General features: G+C 67.5%; 19 protein-coding genes. 7 read left to right on the top strand and 12 right to left on the bottom strand.

What is annotated here, in order from left to right; all coding sequences use genetic code 11:
* Positions 1 to 11: 11 nt before the first annotated feature.
* Both QSJ34_RS07035 and QSJ34_RS07030 read right to left on the bottom strand, forming a co-directional pair.
* A complete protein-coding gene (locus QSJ34_RS07035) occupies positions 12 to 542 on the bottom strand; it encodes a hypothetical protein (RefSeq protein WP_285573124.1) in 531 nt (176 codons plus the stop codon).
* 49 nt (positions 543 to 591) lie between these two features.
* The gene (locus tag QSJ34_RS07030; protein WP_285573122.1) at positions 592 to 876 is read right to left on the bottom strand and encodes a hypothetical protein; all 285 of its coding nucleotides are present in this window, start codon (positions 874 to 876) and stop codon (positions 592 to 594) included.
* Positions 877 to 979: 103 nt separating this feature from the next.
* On the opposite strand from QSJ34_RS07030, the gene QSJ34_RS07025 reads away from it, so the two are divergent.
* From QSJ34_RS07025 to QSJ34_RS07005, 5 genes are all read left to right on the top strand, one after another.
* Positions 980 to 1792 (top strand): DUF4097 family beta strand repeat-containing protein, encoded by an 813-nt coding sequence (locus QSJ34_RS07025; protein ID WP_285573120.1) that lies wholly within the window; start codon positions 980 to 982, stop codon positions 1790 to 1792.
* Between the two features lie 153 nt (positions 1793 to 1945).
* A complete protein-coding gene (gene nrfH / locus QSJ34_RS07020; protein WP_285573118.1) occupies positions 1946 to 2443 on the top strand; it encodes a cytochrome c nitrite reductase small subunit in 498 nt (165 codons plus the stop codon).
* 77 nt (positions 2444 to 2520) lie between these two features.
* The gene (locus tag QSJ34_RS07015) at positions 2521 to 4011 is read left to right on the top strand and encodes an ammonia-forming cytochrome c nitrite reductase subunit c552 (protein ID WP_285573116.1); all 1491 of its coding nucleotides are present in this window, start codon (positions 2521 to 2523) and stop codon (positions 4009 to 4011) included.
* Between the two features lie 179 nt (positions 4012 to 4190).
* The gene (locus QSJ34_RS07010) at positions 4191 to 5444 is read left to right on the top strand and encodes a hypothetical protein (RefSeq protein ID WP_285573114.1); all 1254 of its coding nucleotides are present in this window, start codon (positions 4191 to 4193) and stop codon (positions 5442 to 5444) included.
* 25 nt (positions 5445 to 5469) lie between these two features.
* Positions 5470 to 6762: an amidohydrolase gene (locus tag QSJ34_RS07005; protein ID WP_285573113.1), complete on the top strand. Its 1293-nt coding sequence runs from the start codon at positions 5470 to 5472 to the stop codon at positions 6760 to 6762.
* 31 nt (positions 6763 to 6793) lie between these two features.
* Here QSJ34_RS07005 and QSJ34_RS07000 read toward each other — a convergent pair whose 3' ends face one another.
* From QSJ34_RS07000 to QSJ34_RS06980, 5 genes are all read right to left on the bottom strand, one after another.
* Positions 6794 to 7579 carry a PhzF family phenazine biosynthesis protein gene (locus tag QSJ34_RS07000; RefSeq protein ID WP_285573112.1) on the bottom strand — a complete coding sequence of 262 codons (786 nt, stop codon included), beginning with the start codon at positions 7577 to 7579 and terminating at the stop codon, positions 6794 to 6796.
* Positions 7580 to 7633: 54 nt separating this feature from the next.
* A complete protein-coding gene (locus QSJ34_RS06995; RefSeq protein WP_285573108.1) occupies positions 7634 to 8020 on the bottom strand; it encodes a response regulator in 387 nt (128 codons plus the stop codon).
* A 27-nt stretch (positions 8021 to 8047) separates the two neighbouring features.
* Positions 8048 to 9106: a helix-turn-helix transcriptional regulator gene (locus QSJ34_RS06990; RefSeq protein ID WP_285573105.1), complete on the bottom strand. Its 1059-nt coding sequence runs from the start codon at positions 9104 to 9106 to the stop codon at positions 8048 to 8050.
* A gap of 73 nt (positions 9107 to 9179) precedes the next feature.
* The gene (gene chrA / locus QSJ34_RS06985; RefSeq protein WP_285573102.1) at positions 9180 to 10313 is read right to left on the bottom strand and encodes a chromate efflux transporter; all 1134 of its coding nucleotides are present in this window, start codon (positions 10311 to 10313) and stop codon (positions 9180 to 9182) included.
* Between the two features lie 52 nt (positions 10314 to 10365).
* Complete coding sequence (locus tag QSJ34_RS06980) at positions 10366 to 10983, bottom strand: class I adenylate-forming enzyme family protein (RefSeq protein ID WP_285573100.1); 618 nt, start codon at positions 10981 to 10983, stop codon at positions 10366 to 10368.
* A gap of 136 nt (positions 10984 to 11119) precedes the next feature.
* Between QSJ34_RS06980 and QSJ34_RS06975 the strand changes: the two genes are divergently transcribed.
* A complete protein-coding gene (locus QSJ34_RS06975; protein ID WP_285573098.1) occupies positions 11120 to 12784 on the top strand; it encodes a DUF4382 domain-containing protein in 1665 nt (554 codons plus the stop codon).
* 160 nt (positions 12785 to 12944) lie between these two features.
* The gene (locus QSJ34_RS06970; RefSeq protein WP_285573095.1) at positions 12945 to 14108 is read left to right on the top strand and encodes a serine hydrolase domain-containing protein; all 1164 of its coding nucleotides are present in this window, start codon (positions 12945 to 12947) and stop codon (positions 14106 to 14108) included.
* On the opposite strand, the gene QSJ34_RS06965 is transcribed toward QSJ34_RS06970, so the two are convergent.
* From QSJ34_RS06965 to murA, 5 genes are all read right to left on the bottom strand, one after another.
* Entirely contained in the window at positions 14105 to 15268 is a 1164-nt protein-coding gene (locus QSJ34_RS06965; RefSeq protein WP_285573093.1) for a class I SAM-dependent methyltransferase, read from the bottom strand. The genes QSJ34_RS06970 and QSJ34_RS06965 overlap by 4 nt on opposite strands.
* Entirely contained in the window at positions 15268 to 16215 is a 948-nt protein-coding gene (locus tag QSJ34_RS06960) for a ribose-phosphate diphosphokinase (RefSeq protein WP_285573092.1), read from the bottom strand. The genes QSJ34_RS06965 and QSJ34_RS06960 overlap by 1 nt, the downstream gene beginning before the upstream one ends.
* Positions 16216 to 16360: 145 nt before the next feature.
* Positions 16361 to 16870: a DinB family protein gene (locus tag QSJ34_RS06955; RefSeq protein WP_285573090.1), complete on the bottom strand. Its 510-nt coding sequence runs from the start codon at positions 16868 to 16870 to the stop codon at positions 16361 to 16363.
* Positions 16871 to 16934: 64 nt separating this feature from the next.
* Entirely contained in the window at positions 16935 to 17621 is a 687-nt protein-coding gene (locus QSJ34_RS06950; protein ID WP_285573087.1) for a helix-turn-helix transcriptional regulator, read from the bottom strand.
* 13 nt (positions 17622 to 17634) lie between these two features.
* On the bottom strand, positions 17635 to 18936 hold the full coding sequence (murA, locus tag QSJ34_RS06945; RefSeq protein ID WP_285573086.1) for a UDP-N-acetylglucosamine 1-carboxyvinyltransferase: 1302 nt from the start codon (positions 18934 to 18936) through the stop codon (positions 17635 to 17637).
* Positions 18937 to 19006: the final 70 nt, after the last annotated feature.

Below are 19006 nucleotides of genomic sequence, written 5' to 3'. Positions count from 1 at the left end.
TCTGGGCCCGATCAGCCCCTCGCGGCGAGCGGCGTCGGCAGCCCCATGAGGAATTGAAGTGAACCGATGGAGCGCCGCTCCCAGGTGCGATCCGGGGAGGTCCGGCGCGGGGGCGGGAGAGCCCGTATCATCCGCGCCAGGCCCAGTTCGGGGAATTCGAGGGCCTCCTCGAACCAGGGGGCCATCCAGGATTGGGGGAAGACCCAAAGCCCGTCCGAGCGCTGGCCTTCGCCCCGGCCGCCGAGGAGGCGCCGGAGGTGTCCGTACGTGGGGCCGGGCGCGTCCGCGTGCAGGTTCAGGATGGCGGTCTGACGCAGGTCCGCCCGCAGGTCCTGGTGCTCCAGCAGGGTGGAGATGAGACCCCGACCGTCCAGGGAGACCAGGTCGAAGCCCGCGGCGCGCTCGGGCAGCTGGCGACGGAAATGCACGTGGGCCCGGGCCCCTACCAGGTCCAGCTGGTAGGTGAAGAAGGCCTCCGCCCGGGGCCAGACGGATGCATCCTCCTCCACGAACAGGATCTTCACCCCTTGGTCCGGACTCATCTGACCCCCGGAATCAGGCCCGCGGGCGCGGACCTTTGCCTTGAGACTGTCAGCTCTTCTTGGACCTTTCGGCCACCTTGTCGAGCATGTCCCAGACCTGGTGGCAATCCTCGCAGGAGGATTTCGGATCCCCGCAGGGGAAACCCTCGATGCCCATGCCCTGGCACCTGGGGTTGCGGAAGAAGAAGAGGAGTTCGTTCAGCGAGACGTGCAGCCGGGAGCGGAGCGCTTCATCGGGAAGGGCCCGCAGGTTCTGGATGAACTGCCACTCCTCGGCGCTGAGTTCGGGGCGGTCGATGGTTCGAGGGGTTTGAGGCGCGGACGGTTGGGTCATGGGCACTCCGGACAGGGCCAGTATACGGATTTCCGGGGCCCTAAACGTCCCTCCGACAAGCTTCGTATCCCCCTCACGATCTCTGACATCCCAGGAGGCATCCATGTCCCTCGCCCGTCCCTTCGCCGCGGCCGTCGCCGCCCTCATCCTCTGCGCCCCGCTGGCGGCCCAGTCCCAGGTGATCCAGCCCACCAAGGCGGAGAAGACCACCGAGACCCGCACCCTGCCGCTGGCCTCGGGCTCCAACCTCAAGGTGAAGAACGTCAACGGCTTCATCCGTGTGGAAGCCTGGGACCGCGAAGAGGTCCAGTTCACCGGCGAGTTCAAGCCCAGCAGCAAGGACGAGCAGGTGAAGGTGGTGGTCGAAGCCGCCAAGGGCTCCCTCGAGATCCGCGGCGAATATCCCAAGCATTCCGGTTGGGGCCCCTATTCGGGACCTCAGTGCCAGATGACGCTCAAGGTGCCGCGTCGCGTGTCCTCCACATTGGAGACGGTGAACGGCGAAGTCGTCCTCAACGGCACCCAGGGCCAGGCCAACGTGAGCACGGTGAACGGCGCCATCCGGGCCTCGGGCCTGGAGGACCACCTCAAGGCTGAGACCGTCAACGGCGGCATCCAGATCGAGCAGGTGAAGGGCGGCCTTTCCTTGCAGACGGTGAACGGCGCCATCAAGGGCACCGGTCTGGATGGGCAGGGCAAGGGCATCAAGGCCGAGACCGTGAACGGATCCATCCACCTCCAGATGGCGGGCATGAAGGGCCGCCTTCGGGCCAACACGGTCAACGGCGGCATCACCTTCAACGCCAAGGGCGCCGAACAGGTCGAGGTGAAGAAGCACCGCGTCACGGCCGTCTTCCCCGGCAGCGACCAGGGCATCGACATCGACACCGTCAACGGGGGCATCACGCTGGACTGAGACGGTTTAGGAACAAAAAAGGGGCCGGTTCAGCCGGCCCCTTTTTTGTTCTCTATGGGCAGGTCGTTTAAATTTAGGATTGACGAGTCCGGATTTCCCTTCATGCTTTCCCTCGTGCCCGGCCGGTGCCGGTCACCCGATGTGGATGCCCCCGTGAGTGGAAAGCGCCGACTCCTCTTCTTCAGCCTGGCCGCCAGCGTCTTCCTGGGCGTGTTCCTGGGATCGGGCGCCTACACCTTCGTGTCGGCCCATGGCACCTCGTACCTGTCGAACGATCCCCAGGTCTGCGTGAACTGTCACATCATGCGCGAGGACTACGACGGCTGGCAGCACGCCTCCCACCATGCGGTGGCCGTATGCAACGACTGCCATCTGCCCCACGACAACGTGGTGAACAAGCTCTTCGTGAAGGCCAGCAACGGCTACCACCACTCGAAGGCCTTCACCCTCCTGAACTTCGCCGAGCCCATCCGCATCAAGCCCGGCAACGCCAAAGTCCTGGAAGACAATTGCCTCCGCTGCCACGGCGAGTTGACGAGCGAGATCACCGCGCACGGCACCCTGGGCGTGCCCACGGATCCCACCCGGAAGGCCGACCTCTACGGCTGCGTGCGCTGCCACCAGGGCGTGGGCCACGGGCCCACCCGCTGAAGCCCGATCCGATGAACCCTTCCCACCCCTGACCCCCAACCGATGATGCGTGCCCACCACGCGGGAGGACCCCTCCGATGACCGACCAACCCACTCCGCTGCTCTCCCGGCCCTGGGCCCGCATGGGCCTTCTGGCCGCCGGTGCCGCCCTGGCCACCGTGCTGGTGATGAGCCTCTACGCGAGCATCTCCAACCGCAAGGCCGAGGCCCGGCAGACCAGCTTCAAGCTGGTGGACCTCGATGAGAAGTCCGTCGATCCCGCCCTCTGGGGAAAGAACTTCCCGCGTCAGTTCGACGCCTACCAGCGCACCGCCGAGAAGTACAGCACCAAGTACGGCGGCGCCGGCAGCGAGGCGTTGCCCAACAGCCGCATCAAGGAGGATCCCCGGCTCGTCACCATCTTCGACGGCTACGCCTTCGCCATCGACTTCAATCAGCGCCGCGGCCACGCCTACATGCTGGATGACCAGCGCAACACCAAGCGCGTCACCGAGCGCAAGCAGCCCGGCTCCTGCCTCCACTGCCACGCCTCCAACACCGTCGCCTTCCGCGAACAGGGCCTGAAGGGCGGCGCGCCCGGCACCCTGGACGAACCCTTCACCAGCCCCAACGCCCAGGCCCAGCTCATGAAGGGCTTCGAGGACGTCTGCAAGATGCCCTACGGCGAGGCCACCAAGCTCGTGAAGCATCCCGTCGCCTGCATCGACTGCCACGATCCGAAGAACATGGCCCTGCGCGTCACCAAGCCCGGCTTCATCCGCGGCATCGCCGCCCTGGCCAACAGTGCCGAGCCCGTGCCGCACCTGCCCTCCATCGAGAAGTGGCGCAAGGGCGACAAGGCCACGCCCTACGATGCCAACCGCGACGCCTCCCGCCAGGAGCTGCGGTCCATGGTCTGCGGCCAGTGCCACGTGGAGTACTACTGCGGTCCCAAGACCACCCTCTTCTTCCCCTGGAACAACGGCCTCAAGGTTGAGCAGATCGAGGCCTACTACGACGGCTACAAGTTCCCCGATGGCCACCGCTTCTTCGATTGGCAGCACGCCAAGACCGGCGCCGAGGTGCTGAAGGCCCAGCATCCCGAATTCGAGATGTGGAGCCAGGGCGTGCACGCGCGCTCCGGCGTCTCCTGCGCCGACTGCCACATGCCCTACGTCCGCGAAGGCGCCGTCAAGATCAGCAGCCACCTCGTGCGCAGCCCCCTGCTGGACGTGTCGCGCTCCTGCCAGACCTGCCACCGCTTCCCCGAAGAAGAACTGAAGGCTCGCGTCACGGCCATCCAGGACCGCACCAAGGCCCTCATGGACCGCGCCGAGGATGCCGTCGTCAACCTCATCAACGACATCGAGGCGGCCAAGAAGGCCGGCGTCGACGACACCAAGCTCAAGCCCGTCCTCGAATTCCAGCGCAAGGCCCAGTGGCGCACGGATTTCGTGAACGCCGAAAACTCCATGGGCTTCCACGCGCCCCAGGAAGCCGCCCGCATCCTCGGCGAGGCCATCGACTACGCCCGCCAGGGCCAGGTCGTCCTGCGGGATCTGGGCGCGGCCAAGGTCGCCAAGAAGTAATCAGTGGATTCACCAAGCAAGGGAGCGGACAGCCGCTCCCTTTTTTTATGGGGCATTTGATTCGTCGCGGAGAGCCTGATAGGCTTCGCTCAATTTCTGTTCACCTTGTTTTTACTAATCCATTTTAGTGTTTGCAGGGGGTTTGTATGAATGGGCGACATTTGATTGGAATGATTCTGGTGGGGCTGCTTGGACTGGGAACGGAGCCTCTGCCTTGCCATGGGGCCACGCCTGCCGGGACGGATGAGCAGAAGGCCCTCGAGAAGCAAAAGAAGGCCCTCAAGACCCTGGTCTATCGGCGTCAGCGCCTTCTCAAAGAGATGCTCAAAGACGCGGATGAAGCCCTGAAAAAAGCCCAAGGTCAGGTGGCTGTCGTGCTTGGCCCTGGGGCCGTCGCGGCCAGGAAGCCGGAAGTATCCAGTTTTCTCGAGGCCCCCACGCAGAAGCAGCAGACCATCCAAAACCAATTGACGGCCTTGGCGAAGGCCTTGGAAGTGGTGAACGGCGCGGCCACTTCGAGCGATCTGGAGGGTTTGCTGAAGCCCGAAGCCATTGCCACGGCGAGGGGCCAGGCTGCGGGTAAAACCGAGGGGCTTCAGGCCCTCCAATCGGTGAAGACGGATGCCGAGCGCATGGATGACGCCGCGGTCGCCGCCAGTCTAGATGGCATGGAGCTCGCCAGCCTCAAGCTGTTCGTCGTGGGTGGTGTGATGAGCCTGGGGGAATCCATGCAGGGGCAGAACAAGGACCCCAAATTCACCGTGGCCATGATCGAGTATCTGCCAAAGCCCAGTGATGACTGGAACGGATTTCAGACCCTGCTCGCGTCGGGGCGGATCTATCCCACGCATGATCCGATCGTCATCGCCACCGAATCGAAGACGCCCAGTTCTGGTTCCACGGAGGTGGACAACGACTACTTCAAGCGCAAGTTCTCCTGCACCCTCGGCGGCAGATGGATGGCCTTCAGGGATTATTTCAACGGGGCCAACCTGCATCACGCGGCGGCCCATGGTGTCCTCGCGGGGCTTTCACTGGATCAGTACGAAATCGGCAGGATCACGAGAGTGACCGATGCGAACGGGACGAAAGAGAGCGGCGTTTCGGACACGGTGGGCTACACGGCCCCCTTTGCGGCCTACCGGTATGAAATCCTGCCCGGGGCGGGAAGCCCCATGGCCGGATCCTTTTGCGAGCTGGGCTGGAAGTACGACAGGATCTACGTGGTTCCTGCTGAAAGGAGCCGCTACTACCTGAAGGTCCGGGGCGTCTTCTTTGATCAGAAGGAGAGCAGCAATAACCTGATGGTCGAGGTCAACGTGGAAACCGGACATGGCCAACGGAACTATTGGGGCGTTTCCATGGGCTATCAGTGCAAGCTCTCGACACTGTTCAAGGCCGCAGGAGTCTCGTCCTCCCTCCCCCAGTTCTAGGCTGAAATCCATCCCGGGAGTCCCCATGCGCCCATGGCAGGTCTGCTTCCTCTGTCTGCTGGCAGCCGCGAACCTCGGGGCCCAACCCCGTTCCGTGCCGATTCAAGCCATCCGCGCCGAACTGGAGCGCCACTTCCAGAGTCTCGAATCCTTGTATCAGGACCTCCACCGCCATCCCGAACTCTCGGGGCACGAAGTGAAGACCGCCGCCAAGATCGCGGACCAGATGAAGCAGGCAGGTTTTGTGGTCACTTCGGGCCTGGGAGGCACCGGTGTGGTGGGCGTGCTGCGGAACGGCCCGGGGCCGACCCTGCTGCTGCGCACCGAACTCGACGCCCTGCCCCTGCAGGAGAAGACGGGGCTGCCCTACGCCAGCCAGGAGCCCGGCGTCATGCACGCCTGCGGCCACGACCTGCACATGACCTGCCTCACGGGGGCTGCCACGCTGCTCAACAAGATGAAGGACCGTTGGCGCGGCACCCTGGTGCTGGTGGCGCAGCCCGCGGAGGAGACCGTGGGCGGCGCCCGCGCCATGATCGCCGATGGCCTCTTCACGCGCTTCCCCAAGCCCGATTTCGCCCTGGCCCTGCATGACACCGGCAACCTGCCCTCGGGCCAGGTGGCCTGGACGGAGGGCTACGCCTTCGCCAACGTGGACAGCGTGGACATCACCATCTTCGGCAAGGGCGGCCACGGGGCCCGGCCCAACAGCACGGTGGATCCCATCGTGATTGCGGCGCGGACCGTCCTGGCCCTGCAGACCCTCGTCTCGCGGGAGAAGGATCCCATGGAGCCCGGCGTCATCACCGTCGGCTCCATCCACGCCGGCACCAAGCACAACATCATTCCCGACGAGGCCAAGCTGCAGCTCACCGTGCGCAGCTACGCCCCGGCCGTGCGCAAGCAGCTGCTCGACGGCGTCGTGCGAATCGCGAAGGCCGAGGCCGTGGCGGCCAGGGCGCCGAAGGAACCCGCCATCGCCTTCAGCGAAGGCCAGGATGCCCTCTACAACGACCCGACCTTCATCCGGCGCCTGGCCGCGGCCCTCGGGAAAGGCCTGGGAGCCGAGAACGTCGTGACCGCCCGTCCCGAGATGGGCGCCGAGGATTTCGGCGAGATCGGCAAGGCCGCGGGCATCCCCTCCGCCATGCTGCGGCTGGGCGCCGTGGAACCGGGGCGCTACGCCGCGGCCCAGGCCTCGGGCGAGGTGCTGCCTTCGCCGCACTCGCCGCTCTTCGCGCCGGACCGCGAACGCAGCATCCGCACGGGTGTGGAGGCCCTGGTGCTGGCCTCCCTCGAGGTGCTGGCGGTGCCCTGAACGATGGGATTCGAAGGCAGCTGATCCGGCCTTAGATCTCCGCGGTGCCTTCCAGGTAGAAGACGCAGGAGCCTTCCAGCTCCACGCGATCCCCCACCATACGGCAGATGAGCTCGCCGCCCCGCCGCGAGGCCTGGAAGGCGCGGAAGGTGGTTCGGTTCAGTCGCTGGGCCCAGTAAGGGGTCAGGGCGCAGTGGGCTCCACCGGTGACTGGATCTTCGGAGATGCCCTTGGCCGGGGCGAAGTAGCGGCTGACGAAGTCGTAGCCGCCATCGCCGGGCGCGGTGACGATCAGGCCGCTGCGGTCCAGGCGGGCGATCGCCGCGAAGTCGGGCGCGAGCCCGCGCACGAGTTCTGCGCGCTCCAGCAGGGCCAGGTAGTTGAATCCGTCGGCCACCACTTCGAGGGGCGTCACACCCAGCGCCTCCGCGAGCCCGGGCGGGGCGGGCACCGGCTGGGAAAACCGCGCCGGGAAGTCCATGACGTAGCCCGTATTGGTGCGACTCACGAACAGCGACCCGCTCGCCGAATGGAAGACCACGCGGCGCCGCGATGGTTCCAGCCGCTCCATGACGACGGCGGCGCTGGCCAGGGTGGCGTGGCCGCACAGGGGCACCTCGAGGGCGGGGGTGAACCAGCGGATGCGGTAGTCCTCGCCGTCGCGGACGAGGAAGGCCGTCTCCGCCAGGTTGTTCTCGGCCGCGATGGCCTGCATGACGGCGTCTTCGGGGAACTGGTCCATCGGCATCACCGCGGCGGGATTGCCCGCGAAGCGTCGGGTGCTGAAGGCATCGATCTGGAATATCGGTGTGCGCAAGGGATGTCCTGCTGAATGGCGGCGGTTCGGGTCTTCGCGAGCCTTGGGCTGGTTTCAGGCTTTTGAATTCAGTTTCTGCTGCTGGCAGATGCGGTTCACCGCACCCAGGAGATCTTCCGCATGGATGGGCTTGTATAGGATGTTCCGGACGCCCATGGCCTTGAGCTTGGTGTCGCGCTTCGCATCCCGGTTGGCCGTCAGGATGAGGATGGGGATTTTCGGATTGCTGAATCGGACGGCCTTGATCACCCCCTCGCCGTTCAGGATCGGCATGTTGAAATCGCTGATCACCAGGTCAGGGGTGGAGGTGTTCAGGTGATTGATGAGGGCGGCTGAGGACTTGGGCGGAAGGTCTTCCACCTCGAAGCCAGCTCCTTCCAGGTTGTCCCGGAGGATGTTCCGCATCAGGGTGCTGTCATCGATGACCAGGATCTTGACCATGAGCCCTCCACACCAGATTGGCGAGGCCTAACGGTACTTCGCCGCCATCCCCTTCAGCGTCGCGGCCATGTGGGCCCGCAGTGTCTTCGGTTCGAGCACCTCGGCCTCGGCGCCGAACTGCAGGATGAAGCGCGTGGGGCCGGAGAGTTCGGTGGCCTGGAAGCCGAGCAGTACGGTGCCGCCCTTCTCCTTGCGCACCGCGACGCCGGGCAGGGCAGGGGGCGCGTCCAGCAGGGCCTGGGGCCAGTTGGTGCCCGAGACGCGCACCTGGATCTGCATGGGCGGCGCGAGGCGGAACCAGCCGCCGATCTGCAGCTCGCGGGCTTGTTCGAGGGGTCGCTTGTCGGGGATGAGGCCGCGCCGCGTGAGGGCCTTCGCCTCCTCGATGCGGGCCAGGCGGAAGTGCCGCGGCTCCTGCTTGGCCAGATCCCAGGCCAGCAGGAAGGCTCCGCCGGAGAACACGTCATGGGTGAGCGTGAAGGGCACGACGGTGCGCGCGCTGGTGCGGCCCGTGGAGGCGGCGGCATAGGTCAGCTCCAGCTCGCGCGGGCCTTCGGGGTGGCCCAGGGCCAGCAACACCTGGGTGAGCATCTTCGTATCGAGGGCCTGCTGATCGTCGGCGCCGCCGCGCACGCTGACGTGCTCCTGCAGGGCGCGGAAGAGGTCGCGGTCGCGGCTGCTCAGGTGGCTGTCGGCGAGGGTGCGCAGGCCCTCCAGCTGATCGAACCAGAGCTCGGTGGCGGTGCCCTCCAGGGCCATGAGGGCGACTTCGAGGGCCACGCGGGCGTGGGGCGTGATGCGGCTGTCCCAGTCCGGCGCCTTCTCCAGCGTGAAGTGGATGATGGCGGGGCGGCCTTCGCGGGCCTTGCCGAAGCGGGCGCCCTGCTCCTCCAGCAGCTGCACGGCGCGATCCACCGTGCGCATGGCGACGCCGCCCAGTTTGCGGGACAGGCCCTCCTTCGTGATGCCGCGCTCCCCGGCGTCGCGGATGGCCTCCAGGACCACCTGAAGCCGCTCGGGCTTCACCAGGTGGGCGCCGTCGGGGCGGGGGGATTCAAGGGCCTTGCGGGAGACGGAGCGGGCCATGGCAACCTCCGAGTCCCAAGGATTGGCCAGTGACTGTCCAATGGCAAGGAGAATCGCCGCAAGACAGGTCGGTTCACCGCCCCAGGTGGAGCAGGTATCCCGCCAGCCCGCCGCCCAGCAGCACCCAGGTGGCGTTCACGCGCCGGCGGATGAGCAGCCAGGCGGCGAGAAGGCCCAGGGCAACCGTGCACCAGGAGGCCAGGGTGGCCCTGCCGAGATCCCACAGGGCCGTCGCCATGAGGGCCACGGCGGCGGCGTTGACGCCGTTCATGAAGGCCGACAGGGCGGGGGATCGGCGGATCTTCGGAAGGAAGGAGGCACTGGCGGCCACCAGCAGGAAGGCGGGCACGAAGATGGCGGTGGTGGCCACCAGGGCGCCGCGCCAGGAGCCCAGCAGGTAGCCGATGAAGGTGGCCGTGGTGAACACGGGGCCCGGCGTCACCTGACCCACGGCGACGGCGTCCAGCAGTTGGGTTTCCGTCAGCCAGCCCAGGCGGTGCACGAGGTCCGTGCGCAGGAAGGCGACGAGTACGTAGCCGCTGCCGAACAGCGTGGCGCCCACCTTCAGGAAGACCCAGAAGAGGCCACCGAGGCTGAAGGGCACGGCGAAGGCGGGGAGGGCAGGCAGGGGCAGCAGCGCGGCGCCGAAAGCCGAAGCCCGCAGGCGCGGCCGGGCCAGCGCGAGGGAGACGGCCCCGGCGCCGAGGATGAGGAGGGCCTCCTGGAGGCCTGCCAGGTTCGCCGCCAGCACCGCCACGCCCAGCAGGGCGGCGCGCCAGGTCTTCAGGGCTGAGCGTCCCAGGTTCCAGACGGCCTGGGCGACGATGGCCAGCACGATGGGCTTGAGTCCCATGAGGAAGCCCTGGGTCGCGGGCAGCCGGCCGAAGCGCACGTACAGAGCGGCCAAGCCGAGCGTGAGCAGGGCCGCAGGCAGGATGAAGCAGAGGCCCGCCAGCACGAGGCCGCGCCAGCCCGCTTTGGCGCGACCGATGGCGATGGCCATTTCGGTGGAGTTGGGCCCGGGTAGCAGGCTGCAGAGGCCCAGCAGATCGAGGAAGGCCGCGTGGTCCATCCACTTCCGGCGGCGGACGACCTCCTCTTCCATCATGGCGATGTGCGCGGCGGGGCCGCCGAAGGCCGTGAGGCCGAGTTTGAGGAAGAGCCCCGCGAGGGACTTCAGGGGGCGGGGTTCCAGAGCCTCATCCATGGCATCAGATCAGCATGGTCGGGGCGAAAAGGGGAAGGCCTTCCGGTGGATCTCAGGTTTCCCAGAAGGCTTCGAAGGGTCTCGCATCCCAGGCCGGAGCCACCTTTCGGAAGCGACCCAGAAGGCCGGTGGGGGTCGGCGCCTCCACCGCCAGCACCGCGTGCGCGCCCGCGTAGAGGGCGCTCCAGAGCGCGGCGCGCAGGGGCGCCTCGCCCAGCCGCGCGAAGGGCAGGTCGACCCGGGTCGTGTGATCCCAGCCCAGCTGTACGTTCAACCGGCGCAGTCGCGCCATCAGCTCGCCCTGATCCAGGCCCGCGGTGAAGGGTGTGGCGGCCGCCACGACCTGTTCGCGGCGGTGGTAGGGGCCCCGGCCCTCGTCGTGGTTGAAGCGCGGGCCGCCCAGGATGTCGGCGTGCAGGGCGGCTCCGGCGGGGTCCCAGGCCAGACCCGAGGCCGCCACGGCCAGTTCGGCGGCCCAGTCCCAAAGGGTGCCCGTCGAGCTGAAGAGGGCCGATGGCACCTCTCCGGATAGCAGGCCCAGGGCCACGCCCTCGGCGCGGTTGCGGAGCTGGGCATAACTCAAGGTGCCCCAGTCCGGAGCCGTCAGGGCCGGCCGGTCCTGAAGCCGTGCGGCGCGCTGGATGAGGAGGTCCCGGAGGGTGGAGGGCATGGAAGAAGTGTCGCAAGACGAGGGCCGAAGGGGCCTGCGAATTCTTGCGTAAACCCTCCCGGCGGCCATGGGGTCAGTGGGGATGTCCGATTCCCTCCCCCACCCGGAGCCCCCGCTCCGATTCATGGAGTTCTCCATGCGTCCTTCGCCCCGCATCTGCTCTTTCCTGACGGTTTCCGCCCTCACGGTCCTGGGCCTGTCCCTGGCCTGCAATGGCGGCTCCTCGGGCAGCTCGGCCTCCACACCGGCCCCTACCGCCACCGGCGCCGCCTCGATCATCCTGACCGACGCGCCGTCGGATCAGTGGTCCGCCATCGAGGTGGTGGTCACCAAGGTGACCCTGCTCGACAAGACCGACCATACGAAGGAGGTGGTGGCCTTCCAGGGCGCCACGGCCAAGATCAACCTCGTGGACCTGGACAGCGTGGGTGAGCTGCTGGCCACGGCGCAGCTGCCCGTGGGCACCTACGATGCGCTGCGCATCACCATCGATCCCAGCAGTGTGAACCTCGTCAAATCCGATGGCACCGCGGTGCCCGCGAGCCAGCTTCACGTGCAGGGTTCCACCGTGCAGGTGGGCCTGAGTACGGATCTGGTGGTGACCTCGGGCGGCAGCAACGCTGTGCAGATCGACTTCGACCTGGGCCACCCGCTCTTCCTCGTCCAGACGCCCAACGGTGACTGGTCGATGAACTTGCAGGCCCGGCACCGCCCCAACGCGAACGGCATGATGGGCATGGCCCAGATGGCCTTCCGCCACCGCAAGGGCACCATCGCCTCCGTGGGCGCCTCCAGCTTCGTGCTGCACACGGACAGCGGCAACGACCTCACGGTGAACGTGGATGCAGGCGCCTGGTTGTTCGACGTGGACGCCAAGGCCGTGGGCAGCTTCGCGGGCCTGGCCACCGGCAAGAACGCGCTGGTGAAACTGCGCATGCAGTCCGATGGCAGCCTCTGGGCCGTGCGCGTGTGGTACAGCGCCAGCGCCCTCCAGGGCTGGACGCCCGAGGGTCACGTCATCGGTGTGGATCGCGTCAACAACCACCTGCTGGTCAGCACCAATGCTGGCATGCCGCGGGCCATCGCCATCGACGCGGACACCGCCTTCACCTTCCATTCGAGCCAGGCCTTGGGCACGGGCACGGCGGCGCTCGCGGACGTGTGGATGGGCTTCAAGGTGCAGGTGGAGGTGAAGGATCCCCTGCAGGTGCCCATGCACGCCAGCAGCGTGAACATCCAGCGGGCCGTGGATGGCGGCGCCATCAACGCGGCGACGGCCACCTCCTTCACCTATCACCACCCCATCGCGGGTGACCGCACCCACGCCTACGCGAACCCCTTCACCTGGTGGTATCTCGGCTTCCCCGGCATCACGTCGACCCTTCCCGGTGACTTCGCCGCCGCGGTGACGGGCGCCGGAGACGTTCGGGTGCAGGGCGCCAGCGACCTGGTCTGGAACACCGGCACCAGCACCTGGGATGCGAGCACGGCCGTCTTCCTGCCCGTCGCGCCGCCCCAGGGCACCATCAGCGGCTCGTACAACGGGGGCCAGCTCGGGTTCACCTTCACGAACTCCGCCGCCACCAGCCAGACCCTCACCGTCAACCTGAAGACGACGGTGGGCATGCAGCCGGCGGTCGTGGAAGTGGCCAACCAGGGCGGCGTCATCACCGTCTCGCCCATCGATGTGAGCGCCTGGGCCACCAAGCTCGTCGCGCCCGCCAAGGCCCGCGTGGCCGTCGTGCCCAAGCCCGACGGCACCTTCTCGGCCTATGCGGTGGTGGTGTTCACGGGCTTCTGATCGTCCGTCCGGATTCGACGTGGCGTGGCGCCTCCTCGGGGGCGCCACGTTCGTGTGAGGGCCGGGAATCCGTTCGCTGTCATGATGGCCATTCACGAAGCTCCCAGGCTGGCACCGCGAGGGGTTCGCCTGCTCTCGCTCCACTTGCAAGGATGACGCCGTGCGTCCTCGAATCTTCAGAATCCTGATGATCGGGTTGGGCCTAGCACTGCTGGCCCCAGGGGCGCCCGGCTTCGCCCAGACGCCTCGACACGCACCGGCGGCGCCGGTTCTGGGCGGCGACGGGTGGGAATCCGTGGATCCGCGCAGGGCCGGTTTCGACCCGGACCGCCTGCGGGCGGTGCTGGCGAAGATGGTCAGCGGCGAGGTGAATCTGCACGCGGTGATCGTCGAGCGGCACGGAAGGCTGGTGGCCGAGGCCTACCGGAAGGGGAAGGACCACCCGCAGTTCACCCTCTTCAGCCGCACCGTGGACTTCGACCCTGCCACCCGCCACGACACGCGCTCCGTCGGCAAGAGTGTGATCGGCCTCCTCGTGGGTGTCGCCCAGGCGCGGGGCCAGCTCGGTTCCCTCGCCACGCCCGTGATCGACTGGTTTCCCGAATCCCAGGACCTTGCCACGCCTGAGCTGCGCAAGGTCACCCTCGAGCACCTGCTCACCATGAGCAGCGGCTTGGCGTGGCGCGAATCTGGTGTGGGCTTTCCCAATGACGAGGACCGCCTGGCCTGGAAGGGTTCCCCCACGCGCTTCGTGCTGAGCCGGCCCGCCGTGGCCGCACCCGGCACCACCTTCAACTACTGCAGCGGCGGCACCGTGGTGCTGGCGGACATCCTCTCGCGGGCGACCCGCGTGCCCTGGCCGGAGTTCGCCCGCTCGGCCCTGTTCCAGCCCCTGGGCATCACGGACTACGAGTGGGTGACGGACCTCCGGGGCCGGCCCATGCCAAACAGCGGCCTGCGCCTGCGTCCCCGGGACATGGCCAAGCTGGGGCGCCTCGTGCTGAACCGCGGCACCTGGCAGGGCCAGCAGCTCGTGCCCGCGGCGTGGATCGATGCCTCCCGGCAATCCCGCTTGACCACGGGCTTCGATGGCACGGGATACGGCTACCACTGGTGGACAGGCACCGTGGGCTGGCAGGGGCGCACCTTGCCTTGGTGCGCGGCCTTCGGCAACGGAAGCCAGCGCATCTACACGGTGCCCGACCTGGACCTCTGCGTGGTGACCACGGCCGGAGCCTACGGCGACCTCAGGACGGTCCGCCAGGTCCAGGCGTATTTCCAGGAGCTCGTGACCACCGTCGTCGAGGGGCCAGCGACCCGCTAGGCCCAGGCCGTGATGCCCGTGGCGTTGAAGGCGGGGTGGCGGTCCATGAGGGGGCGCGGAGGCGGGATGAAGGCCACGGCAGGAAATCCGGCGTGACGCAGTGCCTTGTCCCAGGCCTCGGGGCTCAGGAAGCCGTGGGCCGGGCGCCAGTCGGGATCCAGCTGCACCTCGGTGAAGCTGCGGATGAAGGTGAAGAAGAATTCCAGGTAGAGGGGTTGATGCCAGTCGGACTTCACGCATTCCCCGATCACGAGGCGCCCGCCGGGTTTCAATCGACTGCGGAGGTCGCGCAGAGTCGCTTCCAGATCCTGCGCCACGTGTAGCACGTTGACGCCGACGATGACGTCGAAGCTGGCGGCTTCGATGCCCTGATCGCCGAGGGGATGGTTGAGATCCAGCGCCTGGAAGGTCAGGGGCAGCCCCGGCGTGACGGCTTTCAGCTCCCGCTGGGCGCGGCGCAGGAAGGTCGGCGCCACGTCGGTGAAGCGGTATTCGGCGATGCGTGACAGCCAGCCCGCCTCGGCGCCCTTCCGGGCCACGAGCTGCGCGAAGGAGCCTGCGCCCGCGCCGAGTTCCAGCACGCGGGCGCCCTCGGGCAACTGCTCGCGCAGGGCCAGGAGGGAGAGCAGGTTGTTGGGCAGGTAGCAGAGGTTCTCGTTGCGGAAATAGGACAGCCAGAGGGGGAACAGGGTCAGGTCGAAGAGCAGGCCTTCGCCCGGCCTGCCTTCCGTGAAGAAGGGTCGGATCCGCGCCCGCACGCCATCCAGCAGGTCGAAGTTGACGCCGTGGCCCGGAGCCTCCTGGTCCACCGCCGCGCGGATGCCGGCCAGGTCCAGGTCCGGCTCTCCGTTCAGCACGTAGACGCCGTCGCGGACCGTGAGCAGATCTTCGGCGGCGAGGAAGGGCAGCATCCAGGCCAGGGGTTTGCGCACCTGCTCGGGCCGCCCCTGGCAGAGCTCATCGAGGCTGGTGCCGACGCGAAGCTGGGCCTCCCAGCCCAGGTCGAAGAGCAGCAGGAGGCAGATGCGCGCCGTATAGAGTTCCGAGGCCCGGTGCACCACCAGGAAGGGCCGGGTGAAGAGCTGGCTGATCTCGGGCCCCTTCGGCCCCAGCAGGTCGAGGCTGGGTGGAGCCCCGATGGGGCCGAGGGCTGGGACCATCAGTCCATCATCTCGCTGATGCTTCGTCCGCCGTGGATGCGCAGGATGGCGTCGCCGAACAGCGCCGCGGTGGAGAGCACCTTGAGGTTGGGCATGGCCTGGGTGAAGTCGGCGGAGACAGGGATGCTGTCGGTCACCACGAGTTCGTCCAGTTCGGCCGAGCGGAGCGTGTCCAGCGCGTTGCCCGAAAGCACGGGATGGGTGACGCCCACGCGCACGGTGCGGGCGCCGAATTCGCGGATGATGCGGGCCGCCTCCTTGATGGAGCCGCCGGTGGCGATCTCGTCGTCGTAGATGATGGCGTCGCGGTCCTTCACATCGCCGATGAGGGCCACGCTCTGGGCCTTTTCGGAATCATCGAAGCGGCGCTTGTCGATGATGGCCATGGGCACGGAGAGGCGCTTGGCGAAATGCCCGGCGAACTTGGCGGCACCGGCATCCGTGGCCACCACGGTGGCGTTGGACAGGTCCTTGGTCTTGAAATAGTTCGTGAGGATGGGCGTGGCCAGCAGCTGGTCCGCGGGCTTGCGGAAGAATCCGAGAATCTGGGGCGCGTGCAGGGTCATGGTCAGCACGCGGTCCGCGCCGGCGGTCTCCAGCAGGTCGGCCACCAGGCGGGCCGTGATGGAAATGCGCGCCTCGTCCTTCTTGTCGCTGCGGGCATAGGGGAAATAGGGCAGGACGGCCGTGATGCGGGCCGCAGACGCGAACTTCAGCGCGTCGATGAGGATGAGCATCTCCATCAGGTTGTCGCTGACGGGGGGGCAGGAGGACTGGATGACGAAGACATCCGCCTCGCGGACATTTTCCTCGACCTTCACCTTGATGTTCTCGTTGGAAAAACGAGTCACCTTGAGGCGGCCCAGCGGCATGCCCATGTGAGTGGCGATGCCCCTCGCCAGGTCCGGGTGGCTGCTCCCGGAAAACACTTTCATCTCGCCGAACATGGATCCCCCGATCGTGACTTCAGTGTAACCGACCGATGCGGGGGCCGGGTTGCCACAGCCGGGCGCCGGCGGCGAAAAAGGGGGTGGACAAGGAGAAGGAGGTGGCGCCGGGTTGGCACCACCTCCTTCCGTCCTCCCTCAGGGCTCAGAACGTGGGTTCGTCGGCGCTGGGGCCGTAGATCGAGGGCACGGGCACATCCAGCATGCGGAGGTAGAGCGCGACCTGGGCCCGGTGGTGGATGAGGTGGTTCATCACGAAGCCCCGGAAGACGGCGATGCGGGGCATGGAGAGCACGGCCTCCCCCTTGTTCTTCAGGGTCCAGATCACCCGGAAATCCTCATCACTGGCCTGGTTCAGGGCCTCGAGGGCCCCTTCCACGCAGGCATCCAGCGTGCTGAGCAGGCCCTCCGTGGTGCTGCTCGGCTTGGGCTGCTTGGCCTGGGTCTCGGGCAGGCCGAAATCCAGCTCGGTCTCCTTCAGCGTGGTCACGGTCCAGCCGGGAATGGTCACGAGGTGGTTCACCAGGGCATGGAGGTCGAAGGACTTGGGATGGGGGCGGAAATCCAGGCGGTCCGCGGGCACGCGCTCGACCACGCGGCGCAGGACGCTCATTTCATGGGTGAATTCGGGGATGAGGGATTGGGCGATGGCCATCGGGGCCTCCTTGAATGAAGACCCATGTTGGAACAGGTCTCCTGACAACCTTGTGTCAGGAGAGTCAGCCGATTTTTTCCGCCCGCATCTGGCTCAGGTAGCTTTCCAGGCTGTGACCGTGGGAGGGCTCGAAGGCATCCAGGAGTTCGCTGCTCTGGATGCGGTCCACGCGGAAGGTGCGCATGGCCCCGCGCAGTTCGCACCAGGCGGCCAGGTGCCAGCGGTAGCCCCAGAAGATGAGCCCCAGGGGCTGCAGCACCCGGTCCGTGCAAGTGCCATCGGCCTTCTCATAGCTGACGCGCACACGGCGCTGTTCCCGCAGGCCCTGGCGCAGCTCGCCGAGAAAGCGGGCGGTTTCGGGTGGCACGTGGAAATCCGGCACGAGGAAGGGCAGATCCGACAGGGAGGTCCGGCGCCCCGCGGGCAGGACGGCCTCCACCTTCCGCAGCAGGTTCTCGGCGGCCTCCCGCAGCGAAGGATCGCCCCAGGCTGCCACGATGCGCGCGCCCAGGAGCAGGGCCTCGCCCTCCTCCGCATTGAACATGAAGGGGGGCAGGTCGAAGTGCCGGGGCAGGCTGTAGCCGACGCCCGCCTCGCTTTCGATGGGCACGCCGGAGGCCATGAGGTCGGCGATGTCGCGGTAGAGGGTGCGCTCGCTGACGCCCAGTTCCTTCGATAGCCGCGCGGCGGTGCTGTGGCGGTCCCGCCGGAGCAGCTGCACGATCTGGAACAGGCGGTCAGCGCGGCGCATGAAATCCGGAGGCCTAGACCCGGCCCCCGCCCACGCGCTCGATGTGCGCGCCCACGCCCTGGAGCTTCTTCTCCAGGCCCGAGTAGCCGCGGTCCAGGTGGTAGATGCGGTCGACGATGGTCTCGCCCCGGGCCACCAGGCCCGCGATGACGAGGGCGGCGCTGGCGCGCAGATCCGTGGCCATGACCGTGCAGCCCGTCAGGTCCGCGGGGCCAGCCACGATGGCCGTGTGGCCGTCCGTGCGCAGGTTGGCGCCCAGTCGCTCCAGCTCCATGGCGTGCTGGAAGCGGTTCTCGAAGATGCCCTCGTTGATCACGCTGATTCCGCAGGCTTGCGTCATGACGGCCATCACCTGGGCCTGCAGATCAGTGGGAAATCCCGGGAAGGGCAGGGTGGTGACGTCCTTGGAGCGCAGCTTCTGGCCCACTTCGCGCTGGATGCGCAGCTGACGGCCATCCTGGCCCTCGCGCTCGGTGATGACGCAGCCCGTGCGCTCCAGCAGGTCCAGCAGGGAGCGCAGGTGCTCGGGCTCGCAGCGGTCCAGCACCACGTCCCCGCAGGCGGCGGCCACGGCGCAGAGGTAGGTGCCGGCCTCGATGCGGTCGGGGATGACGGCGTGCTCGCAGCCGTGCAGGCGCTCGACGCCCGTGATGGTGAGGGTGCCCGTGCCGATGCCCTCGATCTGGGCGCCCATCTCCACCAGCAGGCGGGCCAGGTCGCCGATCTCGGGCTCCAGCGCGGCGTTGCGCAGCACCGTCGTGCCTTCCGCCAGGGCCGCGGCCATGAGGATGTTCTCGGTGGCGCCCACACTGACCTTCTCGAAGGTGTGGTCGATGGCCCGGAGACGGCCCTTCACGGTGGCGTGGATGTAGCCGTGGCTGATCTCGATGAGTGCGCCCATGCGCTCCAGGGCCTCGAGGTGCAGGTTCACGGGCCGGGCGCCGATGGCGCAGCCGCCGGGCAGGCTCACGGTGGCCCGGCCGAAGCGGGCGAGCAGGGGGCCCAGCACGAGGATCGAGGCCCGCATGGTCTTCACGAGGTCGTAGGGCGCCTTGGGATCCTCGGAGCCCGCACAGGCCAGGCTGGCCGTGAGCTCGAAGCCGTCCGGATGGGCCTCCAGCGTGGCCTCCGTGCCCAGGGCCTGGAGCACCTTCACCATGGTGCGGATATCGGCCACGGCGGGCAGGTTGGAGAGGACCACCGGTTCCGAAGTGAGCAGGGCCGCCGCCAGGCAGGGCAGGGCCGCGTTTTTCGCACCCGACACCCGGATGCGCCCCCGCAGGGGATGTCCACCTTGGATCACCAGTCGGTCCATCGAATCTCCAGCCTTCCAGCGTAGCTCAACCTTGCGGGGGCGGGGCGGATCCCCATCCTTGAGGTGGACG

The sequence above is a fragment of the Geothrix limicola genome (genome assembly GCF_030268085.1).
In the GTDB taxonomy this organism is placed as follows: domain Bacteria; phylum Acidobacteriota; class Holophagae; order Holophagales; family Holophagaceae; genus Geothrix; species Geothrix limicola.
The sequence above is the reverse complement of the archived record's forward strand: the minus strand, read 5'-3'. Positions and strand labels throughout refer to the sequence as shown.